Source organism: Micromonospora sp. PLK6-60, assembly GCF_019890675.1.
Taxonomy (GTDB): Bacteria; Actinomycetota; Actinomycetes; order Mycobacteriales; family Micromonosporaceae; genus Micromonospora.
Genome location: NZ_JAIOAA010000012.1, coordinates 128558 through 141548, shown reverse-complemented (window position 1 = coordinate 141548; position 12991 = coordinate 128558). Strand labels below are relative to the sequence as shown.

At 73.5% G+C, this 12991-nt stretch carries 11 protein-coding genes and 2 tRNA genes; 4 read left to right on the top strand and 9 right to left on the bottom strand.

The window, feature by feature from the left end; translation table 11 throughout:
• Window positions 1-114: 114 nt before the first annotated feature.
• Complete coding sequence (locus tag K7640_RS21710) at window positions 115-1443, top strand: ABC transporter substrate-binding protein (protein WP_222956711.1); 1329 nt, start codon at window positions 115-117, stop codon at window positions 1441-1443.
• A gap of 64 nt (window positions 1444-1507) precedes the next feature.
• Here K7640_RS21710 and K7640_RS21705 read toward each other — a convergent pair whose 3' ends face one another.
• The 7 genes from K7640_RS21705 to K7640_RS21675 form a co-directional block, all read right to left on the bottom strand.
• Window positions 1508-1756, bottom strand: coding sequence for a hypothetical protein (locus K7640_RS21705; protein ID WP_222956710.1), 249 nt, complete (start codon window positions 1754-1756; stop codon window positions 1508-1510).
• A gap of 111 nt (window positions 1757-1867) precedes the next feature.
• Window positions 1868-1941 (bottom strand) — tRNA-Met (locus tag K7640_RS21700).
• 193 nt (window positions 1942-2134) lie between these two features.
• Window positions 2135-2208, bottom strand: a tRNA-Met gene (locus K7640_RS21695).
• A 106-nt stretch (window positions 2209-2314) separates the two neighbouring features.
• Window positions 2315-3220, bottom strand: coding sequence for a hypothetical protein (locus K7640_RS21690; protein WP_222956709.1), 906 nt, complete (start codon window positions 3218-3220; stop codon window positions 2315-2317).
• Window positions 3210-3719 (bottom strand): RNA polymerase sigma factor, encoded by a 510-nt coding sequence (locus K7640_RS21685; RefSeq protein ID WP_222956708.1) that lies wholly within the window; start codon window positions 3717-3719, stop codon window positions 3210-3212. Before K7640_RS21685 ends, K7640_RS21690 begins: the two co-directional genes overlap by 11 nt.
• Before the next feature lie 189 nt (window positions 3720-3908).
• Window positions 3909-6914, bottom strand: coding sequence for a UPF0182 family protein (locus K7640_RS21680; RefSeq protein WP_222956707.1), 3006 nt, complete (start codon window positions 6912-6914; stop codon window positions 3909-3911).
• A 125-nt stretch (window positions 6915-7039) separates the two neighbouring features.
• Window positions 7040-8053 carry a PDZ domain-containing protein gene (locus K7640_RS21675; protein ID WP_222956706.1) on the bottom strand — a complete coding sequence of 338 codons (1014 nt, stop codon included), beginning with the start codon at window positions 8051-8053 and terminating at the stop codon, window positions 7040-7042.
• Window positions 8054-8239: 186 nt separating this feature from the next.
• Here K7640_RS21675 and K7640_RS21670 point away from each other — a divergent pair, with 186 nt between their 5' ends.
• Window positions 8240-9469: a zinc-dependent metalloprotease gene (locus K7640_RS21670; protein WP_222956705.1), complete on the top strand. Its 1230-nt coding sequence runs from the start codon at window positions 8240-8242 to the stop codon at window positions 9467-9469.
• Window positions 9470-9669: 200 nt separating this feature from the next.
• Here K7640_RS21670 and K7640_RS21665 read toward each other — a convergent pair whose 3' ends face one another.
• Both K7640_RS21665 and K7640_RS21660 read right to left on the bottom strand, forming a co-directional pair.
• Entirely contained in the window at window positions 9670-10272 is a 603-nt protein-coding gene (locus K7640_RS21665; RefSeq protein ID WP_222956704.1) for a hypothetical protein, read from the bottom strand.
• Window positions 10273-10486: 214 nt separating this feature from the next.
• Window positions 10487-11017, bottom strand: coding sequence for a M48 family metallopeptidase (locus K7640_RS21660; RefSeq protein ID WP_222956703.1), 531 nt, complete (start codon window positions 11015-11017; stop codon window positions 10487-10489).
• A 499-nt stretch (window positions 11018-11516) separates the two neighbouring features.
• On the opposite strand from K7640_RS21660, the gene K7640_RS21655 reads away from it, so the two are divergent.
• Together K7640_RS21655 and K7640_RS21650 are read left to right on the top strand one after the other, a co-directional pair.
• Complete coding sequence (locus K7640_RS21655; RefSeq protein WP_007464795.1) at window positions 11517-11684, top strand: DUF5679 domain-containing protein; 168 nt, start codon at window positions 11517-11519, stop codon at window positions 11682-11684.
• A gap of 217 nt (window positions 11685-11901) precedes the next feature.
• Entirely contained in the window at window positions 11902-12951 is a 1050-nt protein-coding gene (locus tag K7640_RS21650; protein ID WP_222956702.1) for a ThiF family adenylyltransferase, read from the top strand.
• The last annotated feature ends 40 nt before the right edge of the window (window positions 12952-12991 follow it).

The following is a 12991-nucleotide window of genomic DNA, read 5'->3' as shown; positions in this document are numbered from 1 at the left end:
CCACCCGGCCGATCGCCCGGACCGGTACGGATCACCCGGTGCCACGTTGACACCCGCCCGGGCCACCTGTGTAAATGATCCGACCGCGTCACCCGTACCCCGGAGGAGCCCGCGTTGCCCGTACCCCGGCCCGCGCCGTCCCACGCCGCCGCCGGTGTCGGCCGGCGCCGGCTCCTCGGCGCGCTGGTCGGCCTGCCCGTGCTCGCCGGCGGCCTGCCCGGCTGTACGAACGAGCCGGCGGCCCGGGTCGACGACGGGCCGATCGAGCTGTCGGTCTTCTGGTGGGGTGGGACGACACGGGCCCAGGCGACCGAACGGACGCTGCGCCGCTACTCGCAGCGCAACCCCCGGGTCAGCTTCCGGATCACCTGGCAGGGCCTGACCGGCTACTACGACCGGCTGGCCACCCAGGCCGCCGGCGGCAACGTGCCGGACCTGTTCCAGATCGACGACACCGTGCTGGCCGAGTACGCCCGGCGCCGGATCGTCCTCGACCTCAGCCGCCATGTCGAGGACCGGCGGCTGGACCTGACCGGGCTACCCGCCAACCTGGCCCGGTACGGGCAGGTCGAGGGGCGGACGGTGGCGGTCGCGGCGGGACAGAGCCTGCCGGTGCTCGTACACAATCACCAGCTGCTGCGCCGGCTCGGCGTGTCGGCGCCGACGAGCGGGATGTCCTGGGCCGACTACATCGCCTGGGCGGCCCGGGTGACCCGCGCCGCCGGCGGCCGGGTGGCCGGGACCGTGGACCCGTCCGGCGACTACCGGGCGTTCTGGCTCTGGCTGCGCGGCCGTGGCGGGCGGTTGTACCAGGACCGTCAGCTCGGCTTCGGCTCCGGCGAACTGCTCGACTGGTTCGAGCTGTGGCAACGCGCCCGGGCCGACCGGGCCACCCCGGGCGCCGCCCTGGCCGACCAGTCGGACAGCGGCGACCTGTCCCGGCAGGCCGTGGTGACCGGACACACCGCCGCCTCGTTCGCCTGGTCGCACCAGCTCCCGGAACTCCAGCGCCACACCGCCGACCGGCTGGTGGTGACGGGGGTGCCCGGCCCCGTCGCGGCCCAGTGGCCGCGGGCCTCGATGTTCTGGGCCGGCTTCCAGGGGACGCGGCACCCGGACACCGTGGCCGACGTGATCGACTTTCTGACCAACGACCCGGAGGCCGGCCGGATCCTCGGGCAGGAGCGCGGCCTCAACCCGAACCTGTCGGTCCGCGCCGCGGTCCGCGCCACCCTCACCGACCGGGAGCTGAAGCAGGTCGCCGCGCTCGACGAGGCGGTGTCCAGCCTGCTCGGCCCGGCTCCCGAACCCCCGGCGGAGGGGCACCGCGCCGTCCGTACGCTGCTCGTCGCCGCCGCCGAGAGCATCCGCTCCGGCCGGTCCGGGGCACGCGCGGCGACCTCGACGTTCATGGCCCGGGCGAACGCGGCGCTGGCCGGCTGAGGGCCGGCCGCCGCGTTCACGCCGCCGCGGGGCGCCCGCCGTCGCCGGCGGGCGCCCGGCGCGGTCAGCGCGGCGGGCCGCCCCGGCGACCCCGCATCAGCCGCAGGATCAGCAGGACGATCCCGACGACCACCACCAGGCAGCAGAGCAGCCCGATCAGGCCGAAACCACCGCGGGAGCGGCGCCGGGCCGCCTCCACCACCAGCTCACCCGTCCCGGTGGACGCCCAGGCGGCGACCGGAACGAAGACGGAGAGCACGACCGCGCCGAGGACCGCGCTCAGCCGGCCCCACCACTTGTTCACCACAGACATGTGCCCATCCTTGCCGAGTGCCGCAACGTCGGCACGTCGCCGACCGGACGTGTCCCGTCGGCGGGCACGACGAAGGCCCCGGAGATCACTCCGGGGCCTTCGTCAAACAAGTAGCGGGGACAGGATTTGAACCTGCGACCTCTGGGTTATGAGCCCAGCGAGCTACCGAGCTGCTCCACCCCGCGTCGGTATGTACAGCCTACCCCATCCGCCCGAGAGAGATCAGCCGGGTCCCTGCATCCGCCCGAACCCGGATGGCCGACCGAACTCGGGTGCCGACCGGGCCGGGTGCCGACCCTTCCCGGGCGGCACGCCCCGGCTCGCCGACCGCCGGCACGACGAAGGCCCCGGAGATCACTCCGGGGCCTTCGTGACGAGTAGCGGGGACAGGATTTGAACCTGCGACCTCTGGGTTATGAGCCCAGCGAGCTACCGAGCTGCTCCACCCCGCGTCGGCCCCTGAACCGTAGCGCACCGGGACCCCGAACCGCAAAACGGCCGTGCGGGCCGCTCCGGTCGCCCCGCCGGCCGAGCGCTGGCCGGCGGGGCGAGCGGCGGTCAGCCCAGCCAGTCCTCGATCGCCCGGACCGCCCGCCGGCTGTAGTCGTCCAGGTTCGCCCGGTCGCTGGAGCCGTTCTCCCAGCCCCGTTCCCAGAGCACCGTCACCACGTCGCCGACCCGGATCGCCCGGATCAGTCGGACCTCGTCCCCGCCGGCCGGGGCGCCCTGGCCGTCGGTGGCCCGGGTCCGCATCTCGAACAGCACCGAGCCGTCCCCGTAGCCGCCGCCGGTCAGCAGCCGCACCCGGTAGGTCGGGCCCGACCCCCCGGCCTGCTCCGGGCAGTCCCGCACCGCCTGGCGCAGCTGCTCCAGCCAGCCCGCCGCGGCACCGGACCGGTGCACGGCGACGGTGTGCAGGTAGGTCCCGTCCGGCACCCACCCCGCCTCGGTGTGCGGCCGGAGGTAGTGGACGAGCAGTCGGGTCCGGCTGCGCACCGGCTCGTCCAGGCGCGCGCCGCACAGATCCGGCAGCGCCCGCTCGCCCTCGACGAACCGGGGCGGCTCCGCCGCCGTACCGGCCGGCTGGGTGAAGAAGGCCCCGTCGGGAATCCGGGTGGGCGGCTTCGGCGGGGTGCCCGACGACGGCCCGCCCGACGGCGACGGGGGCGGCGACACGGCCGACGGACTGCCCGACGGTGCCGCGCTCGGCGACGGGACCGGCGACCCGGTCGGCCCGGCGGTGGCCGCCGGTGGGCTGATCGGGTCCCGCTCGGCGGGAGCGAGGGCCATCGACACGCCGACACCGACCCCGGCGACCAGCAGGGCCACGCCCAGCGCGCCGGTCGCCGCCCGCCGCCGGGCCCGCCGGTCGGCCCACGTCCGCACCGAGTTCGGCGGGTCCAGCCGCTGCCCGTCGGCCTCCGAGGCCAGCGAGCGGTAGAACACTGCCAGGTCACGCGACATCATTCACCTCCAGTTCCGGCTCGGCGACGCCGGGCAGCAGCGCCACCAGTCGGGTCCGCCCGCGGGACAACCAGGACTTCACCGTGCCCGCGGGCACCCGCATCTCCCCGGCGATGTCCTCCACCGGCATGTCGTAGAGGTAGTGCAGGGCGAGCGCCTGCCGTTGGTTGATCGGCAACTGCCGGAGCGCGGCCACCAGCACCACGCTGTCCTCGCCCGGCGGGCTGACCGCGTCCGGTGGTCCGGTCCGGCTCAGCACCCCGCGCCAGCCGCGCAGCCGGCGCCAGCGGTCCGCGGCCAGCCGGGCCATCACCACCCGCAGCCACGCCTCGGGCGCCGGGTGGTCGGCCAGCGTGCCCCAGTGCCGCCACGCGCGGGCGTAGGCCTCCTGGACGAGGTCCTGGACCTCGTTGTGGTCCCCGACGACCGCGTAGCCGTACCGCACCATCCGTCGCGAGGTGCTGCGGTAGAACTCGTCGAAGCTCGGCGCGTCCCTCATGTCCTCGTCACTTCTCCCCCGGTGCTGCCCGACGTCATGCAAGGAGGACGGACGACGGGGCTGCCGGGTTGCACCTGACCCGGGCCGCCCCGGTCGGCTGCCCGACAACCACCGGAAAACGGCGCGGAGCCCGCGGCGGGACCGCAAGGTCCGCTACCACGGGCTCCACGCCGGGAGTACGCGCCCGGATCAGCCGTTCGGCGACGGCTCCGGCGACGGGGCGGAACCGCCGCCCGGCGCCGATCCCCCCGCTGCCTGCTGGGCCTGCTGGAAGGCGTTCATCGCGTCGTCCAGCGTCTTCAGCGCCCGGCCGTACCGCTCGAAGTCGCCGGAGGTCTGCGCGGCCTTGACCTCGCCGATCGCCTGCTCGACCCGCTCGGCGGCGGCGGCCAGCTCACCGGTGAGCGCCGGCGGCTGGGTGCCGCCCGTGGTCGGTGGTGTCGCGCTCGGGCTCGGGGACGGCGTTTCGCCCCCGCTCGGCGGTTCGGTGCCGCCGCCGGTGGGCGGTGGGTTGCCGGCCTGCGCCTTCTTGCCCTGCTCGACCAGTTGCTTGATGCCGTCGGCGAGGTTGTTCGCCAGCACCACGTACGAGCCGCCGTCGCCGTACGAGACGAGCACCCGCTGCAGCAGTGGGAAGGCGTCCTGGCTGTTGCTCTTCACGTAGACCGGCTCGACGTAGAGCATCCCGTCGGCGAACGGCAGCGAGAGCAGGTTGCCGTACTGCACCTGGGCCTGGTTGGAGGAGAGCAGGTTGAGCTGCTGCCGGATGTCGCCGATGTTTGTCATCTGCTGGTGCACCTGCACCGGACCGCCGACCCGGGTCTGGTCCGGCAGCTCCAGCACCTCCAGTCTCGGCTCCCCGTCGACGTACGACCCGGAGATCAGCGCGGCGAGGTTCTGCCGGCCGTTCGGGGTGACCGCGGAGGTGAGCTGGAAGCGCGGCGCGTCCTGCTCGGGGAACTGGGTGAAGAGGTAGTACGGCGGCTGCTTCTGGCCGCTGTCCGGGGCGTCCGGCACGTTCGGCACCTGCCAGAAGTCCTGGCCGGAATAGAAGTCGCCGGGGTCGGTGACGTGGAACTTGGTGAGCAGGTTCCGCTGCACCTTGAACATGTCGGCCGGGTAGCGGAAGTGCTCCGCCAGCTCGGCCGGGGTGTCCGACTTCGGCAGCACCAGGTTCCCGCCGAAGGCCTTGTTCCAGGCCTTGAGCACCGGGTCGGACTCGTCGAACTCGTACAGCCGGACCGTGCCGTCGTACGCGTCGACGGTGGCCTTCACCGAGTTGCGCATGTAGTTGACGTTCTCCCGGGCCAGCTGGAAGGTGCCCCGGTTGGTCAGCTCGTCGGTGGTCTCCGACTGGAGGTTGATCCGCTCGGCGTACGGGTAGGTCGCGGCCGTGGTGTAGCCGTCCACGATCCACTGGACCCGGCCGTCCACCACCGCCGGGTACGGGTCGCCGTCGACGGTGAGGAACGGCGCGACCTTCTCCACCCGGTCCCGCGGGTTACGCACGTACAACAGCTTCGAGTTGTCGTTGACCGCCTCGGAGAGCAGGAAGTTCGACTCCTGCTCCTTGATCGCGAAGAGCAGCCGGCGGGTGAACGAGCCGACGTCGACGCCGCCGGAGCCGGTGTAGGTGTAGTACTGCTCGCCACCGGTCGAGGTGGGCCGGTCGAACTCGACGTTGCGCTCGCCGGTCTGCCCGACGATCGCGTAGTCGTCCGGGCCCATCCGCTCGCCGTAGTAGATCCGGGGCTGCTTCGCCGGGATCTGGTCGGTGGAGGACGCGCAGCCCTGGGCGTCCTTGCCCGCGTCGCCGAGGAACCCGGAGACGAAATACGGAAGGCCGTTGCAGATCTGGTTGGCCGGGGCGGCGACCAGGCCGTACCCGTGGGTGTAGACGGTGTGCTTGTTGATCCAGTTGCGCTGCTGGTCGGTCAGCTCGCCGTAGTTGATCTCACGGACGCCGACCACGTAGTCGGAGGTCTTGTCGGCCACCGTGTACCGGTCGATGTCCAGTTTCGGCCCGAAGTCGTAGAAGCCACGCACCTGCTGCAACTGGGTGTACGTCTCGGAGACCAGTTGCGGGTCGAGCAGCCGGGCGTTGCCCACCACCGCGGTGTCGGTGGCCAGGCTGGCCGGTGGGACAAGGTTGCCCGCCGCGTACCCGGAGGTCTTGGTGCCGGTCAGGCCGAACGCGGACCGGGTGGCCTCGATGCTGCGGGCGATGTACGGCGCCTCCTTGTCCCGGGCGCTCGGCTTGACCTCGAAGGTCTGCACCGCCCACGGGTAGATGCCGCCGATCGCCACCGCCGAGACGCCGAGCAGGGCCAGCGAGATGCCCGGCCAGACCAGGTTCCGCATCACCGCGTTGGAGAACACGATGATCGCGATCGCCACCACGATCGAGATGTAGGCGAGGATCTCCTTGGCCGGCAGCAACGCGTTGACGTCGGCGTAGCCGGCCCCGTAGAAGTTGCCGCCCGAGTTGTACTCCAGCAGCATGGTGCGCCGGTCGAGCACGTAGGCGACGGCCTTGAGCAGCACGAAGACGGCGACGAGCGAGCTCAGGTGGGCGCGGGCGGCGTTCGTCATCCGGTCCCCGACGCCCTGCAGGCGCACCCCGCCGAAGACGTAGTGCACGGCCAGCGCGCCGAGCAGCGCGAGCACCACCGCGGTGAAGCCCACCCCGAGCAGGTAGCGCCAGAACGGCAGCTGGAAGACGTAGAAGCCGACGTCGACCCCGAACTCGGGATCCTTCACCCCGAAGTTGCCGCCGTTGCGGAACAACATCCACTGGCTCCACCGGCTCTGCGCGGAGAGCCCCGCGAACAGCCCGATCACCGCGGCGGCCAGCGCGATCCAGGTGCCCAGCCGGGGGCTGAGCAGCATCCGGTAGCGCTCCAGGGCAGCCTGCTCCAGGGAGTGCGGGTGCAGCTTGGGCCGCAGCCGGTGGGCCAGCCACAGGTTGCCCCCGACGACCAGCGCCACGGCGAGCCCGATCACCAGGAACAGCAGCAGCCGGGTGACCAGCACCCCGGTGAAGACCTCCGTGTACCGGACCTCGTCGAACCAGAGCCAGTCCGTCCACGCCTGGACCCCCCACCCGAGCAGGGTGAAGAGCAGGAAGACACCCACCAGGACACCGATGGTGACGCGCCCGCGCCGGCTCATCCTGGGCATGGGGCTGCTACGCATTACCACTATTTGGCTCCGCACGCTCGATGTGATCGGCTTTGACCAGGCACCAAGAGTACGGGGTGTTCCTGAACACGATCGGTCAAGGTCGCGTCACGATCACCGTGGGCGGCCGGGGCGGCCGGTCAGCACCGGGTCGGCTGGCCCCCGGCGCGCAGCGTGTCCAGTGCCTTCAGCGCCTCGTCCAGCGACCCCACCCGGAGCAACGGCAGATCGGGCTGGGGGTTGCGGACGGCCTCGGCGCAGTTGTCCGCGGGCACCAGGAACACCTTCGCCCCGGCCTCCTTGGCGCCGACCAGCTTCTGGGCGATGCCACCGATCGGGCCGACCTGGCCCTCGTCGTCGATCGTGCCGGTGCCGGCGATGATCTTGCCGCCGGTGAGGTCGGCCGGCTCCAGCTTGTCGATGATGCCGAGGGCGAACATCAGCCCGGCGCTCGGCCCGCCGATGTCGCCGAGGTCGATGCTCAGCGTGAAGGGGTGCGGCTGCCGCTGGTCGATCTCGATCCCGATCCGCGGCCGGCCGTCCTGCTCGCGGCTGGTGAGGTCGGCGCTGGCGGCGGCCCCGCCGCGGCTGTAGCCGATCTTGAGTACGGTGCCGGCGGGCTTGGCCCGGATCAGCTCGGTCAGCTTCGCGGCGCTGGTCACCGGCGCCCCGTCGACCGCGGTGACCACGTCGCCGACCTTGAGCACGCCGGCCGCCGGCCCGCCCGGGACCACCGACTTGACCGCCACCTGGACCGGGTAGCCCAGCTTGCGCAGGGCTGCCGTCTCCGCGCTGGTCTGCGACGCCTGGAAGTCCTCCGCGTTGCGCTTCTCGACCTCCTGCTGGGTCTCCCCCGGCGGGTACACCAGCTCGCGCGGCACCACCGCCTCGTCGGCGGAGAACCAGCCGGCCAGCGCCGACCGCAGCCGCACCGTGGGCTGCACGCCGACGGTGGTCAGCCGCAGCTGACCGGCCGAGGTCGAGGTGGCCCGCCCGGAGATCTGGATGACCTCCTTGCCGTTCTCGGTGCCGAGGGTGTTCACGGTCGGTCCCGGGCCGAGCACGACGTACGGGATGGGCGCGCCGAGCACCCCGATGCTGAGCAGAGCGGTGAGCAGGGCACCGAGGAGGACGGTCACGCCGCGACGTCTCATGCGGCAGAGCGTACCGAGCGGGGTGCCCCCGCCCCGGCAGGACCGAACCGACCGCTTCGCCCTCAGCGCAACGCCGACGCGGGCGACCTGGGGCGCGGCCCGCGTACCGTAGACGTCGTGCCTGATATTCCGTTCGGTTTCGCGCTTCCGGGTGGGCAGCCACCAGACCCCAACGATCCCGCGCAGATGCAGCAGTTCATGTCGCAGTTGCAGCACCTGCTCTCCGCGCCGGGCAGCGGGCCGGTCAACTGGGACCTGGCCCGGCAGGTGGCCGCCAGCCAGCTGGCCGCCGCCGGCGACCCGGCGGTGTCTCCGTACGAGCGGCACGCGGTGGAGGAGGCGCTGCGCCTGGCCGACCTCTGGCTGGAGCCCGCGTCGGCGTGGCCGACCGGCATCCGGACCTCGGTGGCCTGGAACCGCAACGAGTGGATCTACAAGACCCTCGACGTCTGGCGCAAGCTGTGCGACCCGGTGGCCAGCCGGATGGTCGGCGCCATGGGCGACCTGGTGCCGCCGGAGGCCCGCGCCCAGCTCGGCCCGATGCAGTCGATGGTCGCCACGCTGGGCGGCGCGCTCTTCGGCGGCCAGCTCGGGCAGGCGCTCGGTTCGCTCGCCGCGGAGGTGCTCTCCGCCGGCGACATCGGGCTGCCGCTCGGACCGGCCGGCACGGCCGCGCTGATCCCGGCCAACATCCGCGCGTACGGCCAGGGCCTGGAGTTGCCCGAGGACGAGGTACGCCTCTACGTCGCCCTGCGCGAGGCGGCACACCAGCGGCTGTTCCAGCACGTCCCGTGGCTGCGCGGGCACGTGCTCACCGCGGTGGAAAACTATGCCTCGGGCATCCGGGTCAACCGGGAGGCGATCGAGGAGGCGATGGGTCGGGTCGACCCGACCGACCCCGAGTCCATGCAGGCGATCGCCCTGGAGGGCATCTTCACCCCCGAGGACACCCCGGCGCAGAAGGCGTCTTTGGCCCGGCTGGAGACCGTGCTCGCCCTGGTCGAGGGCTGGGTCTGCCACGTGGTGGACAACGCGGCGGGCGAGCGCCTGCCCAACGTCGTACGCCTGGGCGAGGCGTTCCGGCGCCGGCGGGCCGCGGGCGGCCCGGCCGAGCAGACCTTCGCCGCCCTGGTCGGGTTGGAGCTGCGCCCGCGCCGGCTGCGTGAGGCGGCGGCGCTCTGGGCGGCACTGACCGAGCACCGGGGCATCGCCGGCCGGGACGGCCTCTGGGACCACCCGGACCTGCTCCCCTCCGACGACGACTTCGCCGACCCGGTGGCGTTCGCGCAGTCCCAGCTCGAACTCGGCGAGCTGGACAGCTTCGACTTCACCGCGCCGGGCGGCCCGGAGGAGCAGGCACCGGGCACCCGCCAGGACGGCCCGGACGACGCCGAGGGCGGTCCGGCGAAGGCCTGACGCCGACCCGGCACCGCCGCCCGAGGCCCGCAGACGGCCCGGGATGCCGCATGGCGCGCCTTCGCGGACCGGGAACGGGCCCGGATGCGGCATGACGTGCCCTCGCCGGCCGGGGACAGGCCGGGATGCCGCATCCGGCGCTCCGGCGCTTCCCCGCGCCCAGCGCGGCCGGGCGGGACGGCCGGGGCGCGAGCCGACGGTCAGGTCGGGCGGGCGGAGAGCAGGGCGCGGGTCGCCTCCCAGCCCTCGAAGGCCGGGTCCAGGGTCGCCAGGTCGGCCGGCCCGCGCAGCCGGCGCCAGGCCGGGGTCACCGCCACGTCGCCGGGTCGTGGGGCCGCCGAGCGGACGTCGGCCGGGACGGCGGTGTCCAGGTCCAGCGGCGGCAGCCAGTCCGGTACGGGCAGCCGGGCGGCGACGCCGAGCAGCCCCGGGCCGGTCCCCTCGGCCGGGGCCACCGCGACCGGTCTGCTGGTGAGCGGCCGGAGCAGCTTGCCGAGGGTCAGGCCGGGGACGTCCGGGGCGTCGGCGGCCACGACGGCCGCCTGGTCGTACCCGGTGAGCGTGGCGAGGACGGCGTCGACGGTCGGTGTCGGCACCTCGTGCACGGGGGTGGCGGGCCAGACCACCGCGTCGGCCAGCCACCGGTCGGCGGGGGTCACCGCCACCGCGGTCTCCACCTCGTCCAGCGTGGCGAGCAGGTCCACCACGTCCTCGGCGAGCGCGGTGCGCCACCGGCGCGGGTCGATCCCCGGCGGTGTCCAGGCGACCGGGCCGAGCAACGCCACCACCACACGTCGGGCCATCCCCCGACCCTAGGCCATCCCCCGGTCGATCATCGGCTGTGGCCCCGGGACGGCGACCAACAGGCCAACCCGACCCACAGCGGCCAGCGGCCCAGACCGACCCACAGCGGCCAGCGGGGGGCCAGACCGACCCACAGCGGCCAGCGGGCCAACCAAACCCACAGCGGCCAGCGGACCAACCTGGTCCCGGCTGGCCAGCGGCAAGCCGGGGGCGTCAGTCGCCGTCCGGCAGGCCGGACGCCGCCGCGACGCCCTCCAGGTAGCCCCGGGCCCGCTCGGTCTTGGGGTACCGCCCGACCAGGGCCCAGAACCGGGCGTTGTGGCTGGGCACGATAAGGTGCGCCAACTCGTGCACCAGCACGTAGTCGATGACCCACTCCGGCATGTCCTGGAGCCGGTGCGAGATCCGGATGGTCCGGTCGGCGGGGGTGCAGGAGCCCCACCGGCCGTTCTGGTTGGTCACCCACCGGACGCTGGCCGGAACGGCCTGCGGGCCGTGATCGGCGAGATAGAGCGCGATCAGCCGGGTGGCGCGGACGAGCAGTTCGGCGTCGGACCGGGCCAGCCGGCCCTCCCGCGCGGCGAGCCGGGCCAACATCCGGTCGACCCACTCGGACTCCTCGGCCCGGGAGAACTGGTCGGGGATGAGCACGACCACCCGCTCGCCGTCCCGGTACGCGGACACTGTGCGTCGCCGACGCTGGCTGCGCCGTACCTCGACGACCGGCTTCCGCACCGCTGCCATGGCGGGGCGCTCAGCCTCGGTTTCCTGTCACGAAGGAAAGCTAATGCTTACTGACCAGGGATCCGCAAGGGTCAACCGCACGACACGCGCCCGGAAAATCACGGTTGGTTACCGAGAGTCCTGAAAAAAATCCTTGCGGGTGCCCGCGATCACCCTTCGTGGCGGCGCGACGGCCGACGACAGCTCGGCCGAACACGATAGGTGATCATTGGCCGCGGTCCCGCTCGGGGGCCCGGACGGGGTGATCTGGACGGCTTTACCCGGCGTGTCCCCGGCAAACTGCCTTATCCGGCCCAATCCGGCATGCACACTCTCGACGTCGACTTGCTCACAGTGTCGATGGACAGCTGACATGGAACCGCCCAGTCCTGGGTAGGGTCCGCCAACCAGCGGTCACGTGGGTGGCCGCGGAGAAGTCCCAGCGTGGGGGTCGGAGGGCACCCATCGCCGGGCGCACCGCCGGGAAGGGATGACCGGCGGACGAGACGAGGAGGGCACCGTGGCCGACCAGGCCCAGACGTACAACGGTTACTGCGTCAAGTGCAAGGAGAAGCGGGACTTCGAGGGGCACGTGGAGGTCTCGAAGACCGGGATGAACATGGCCAAGGGCAAGTGTCCGGTGTGCGGGACAACAGTGAACCGCATCCTGGGCAAGGCCAAGGTCTGATTCGACCGGGATCGAGGGACGGGGTGGCCGGCGGCCACCCCGTCCCTCGTTCGCTCCCGGGTGATCCCCGCACCCGCCGAGCACTGTCGGGTGTCCGACACGGTTACCGGCCGGTTGTGGATATCGCCGATTTTCCTGTGGACAACCCTGGATACAGGGGCCCGCACCTGTGGACAACGAGCCACGGTGAGCACGGACGCGGTCACGATCCGGAGTCATGACCCGTACCGCGCTTCTCCGTCCCACCCTGCTGCCGGGGCTCACCCGGCTCTGGCGCGACCGGCACACCCTTCAGCTCGGCCTGGAACCCGGCCGGGCCGTCCTGCTGGAGGTGGCCAATCCCCGCTCGGCCCGCGTGCTGGAGCTGCTCGACGGCACCCGCAGCGAACGCAGCATCCTGAGCCACGCCGTGGCCGTCGACGTCCCCGCCGCCGAGGCGCGGACCCTGCTCGACGCGCTGCGCGCCGCCGGGCTGGTCGTACCCGCGCACACCCTGCTCCCCCGCGACCTGGCCGGCCCCGCCCGGGACCGGCTGGCCGGCGAGGCCGGCGCCCTCGCCCTGGCCGCGGCCGACCTGCCCGGCACCCCGGCCCAGCTGCTGCGCCGCCGCCGCGGCGCCCGGGTGGTGCTCACCGGCGCCGGCCGGCTCGGCGGTCCGCTCGCCGTCGCCCTGGCCCAGGCCGGGGTCGGCCACGTCGACGCCGACCTGGCCGGCCCGGTCCGCCCCGGTGACCTGGTCGGCACCGGCCTCGCCAGCACCGAGGTCGGCCGGCCGCTGGCCGCCGCGATCCGCGACGCCGTCGCCCGCACCGCGCCGGGCACCGCCACCGGCCGGGTGGGGCGCGGACGCGCCCAGTTGGTGGTGCAGCTCGGCGCCGACCGGCCGGCCGCCCTGCTCGCCGCCCGGTACGCCCAGCGCCGCCAGCCGCACCTGCTGCTCGGGCTCCGCGAGGGCGTACCCGTGGTCGGACCCCTGGTCCGTCCCCCGGTCGGCCCCTGCCTGAACTGCCTGGACCTGCACCGCGGCGACCGCGACCCGGGCTGGCCGGCGCTCGCCGCCCAACTCGCCGCCGCCGGCCCCGACCAGGACTGCGCGGCGGCGACCCTGCTCGCCGCCGTCGCCTACGCCGCCGCCGAGGTGCTGGCCCACCTGGACGGCGGCAACCCGGAGACGCTCGGCTGCGCGGTCCGGGTCGGCGCTGCCGGCCGCTTCCGGCGCCGCACCTGGCCGCCGCATCCCTCCTGCGGGTGCTCCGGCCGCCGATGAGGGCCCGGCCCGGCTGCCGAGCAGCCGCGGAGGCCGCGCG

What these genes read in the sequence shown, in the direction of transcription:
- K7640_RS21675 (WP_222956706.1), bottom strand. Translation starts at nt 8,053, where the DNA reads ATGAGACGTCGCGGCGTGACCGTCCTCCTCGGTGCCCTGCTCACCGCT.
- K7640_RS21665 (WP_222956704.1), bottom strand. Translation starts at nt 10,272, where the DNA reads ATGGCCCGACGTGTGGTGGTGGCGTTGCTCGGCCCGGTCGCCTGGACA.
- K7640_RS21660 (WP_222956703.1), bottom strand. Translation starts at nt 11,017, where the DNA reads ATGGCAGCGGTGCGGAAGCCGGTCGTCGAGGTACGGCGCAGCCAGCGT.
- K7640_RS21650 (WP_222956702.1), top strand. Translation starts at nt 11,902, where the DNA reads ATGACCCGTACCGCGCTTCTCCGTCCCACCCTGCTGCCGGGGCTCACC.
- K7640_RS21685 (WP_222956708.1), bottom strand. Translation starts at nt 3,719, where the DNA reads ATGAGGGACGCGCCGAGCTTCGACGAGTTCTACCGCAGCACCTCGCGA.
- K7640_RS21680 (WP_222956707.1), bottom strand. Translation starts at nt 6,914, where the DNA reads ATGCGTAGCAGCCCCATGCCCAGGATGAGCCGGCGCGGGCGCGTCACC.
- K7640_RS21690 (WP_222956709.1), bottom strand. Translation starts at nt 3,220, where the DNA reads ATGTCGCGTGACCTGGCAGTGTTCTACCGCTCGCTGGCCTCGGAGGCC.
- K7640_RS21705 (WP_222956710.1), bottom strand. Translation starts at nt 1,756, where the DNA reads ATGTCTGTGGTGAACAAGTGGTGGGGCCGGCTGAGCGCGGTCCTCGGC.
- K7640_RS21670 (WP_222956705.1), top strand. Translation starts at nt 8,240, where the DNA reads ATGCAGCAGTTCATGTCGCAGTTGCAGCACCTGCTCTCCGCGCCGGGC.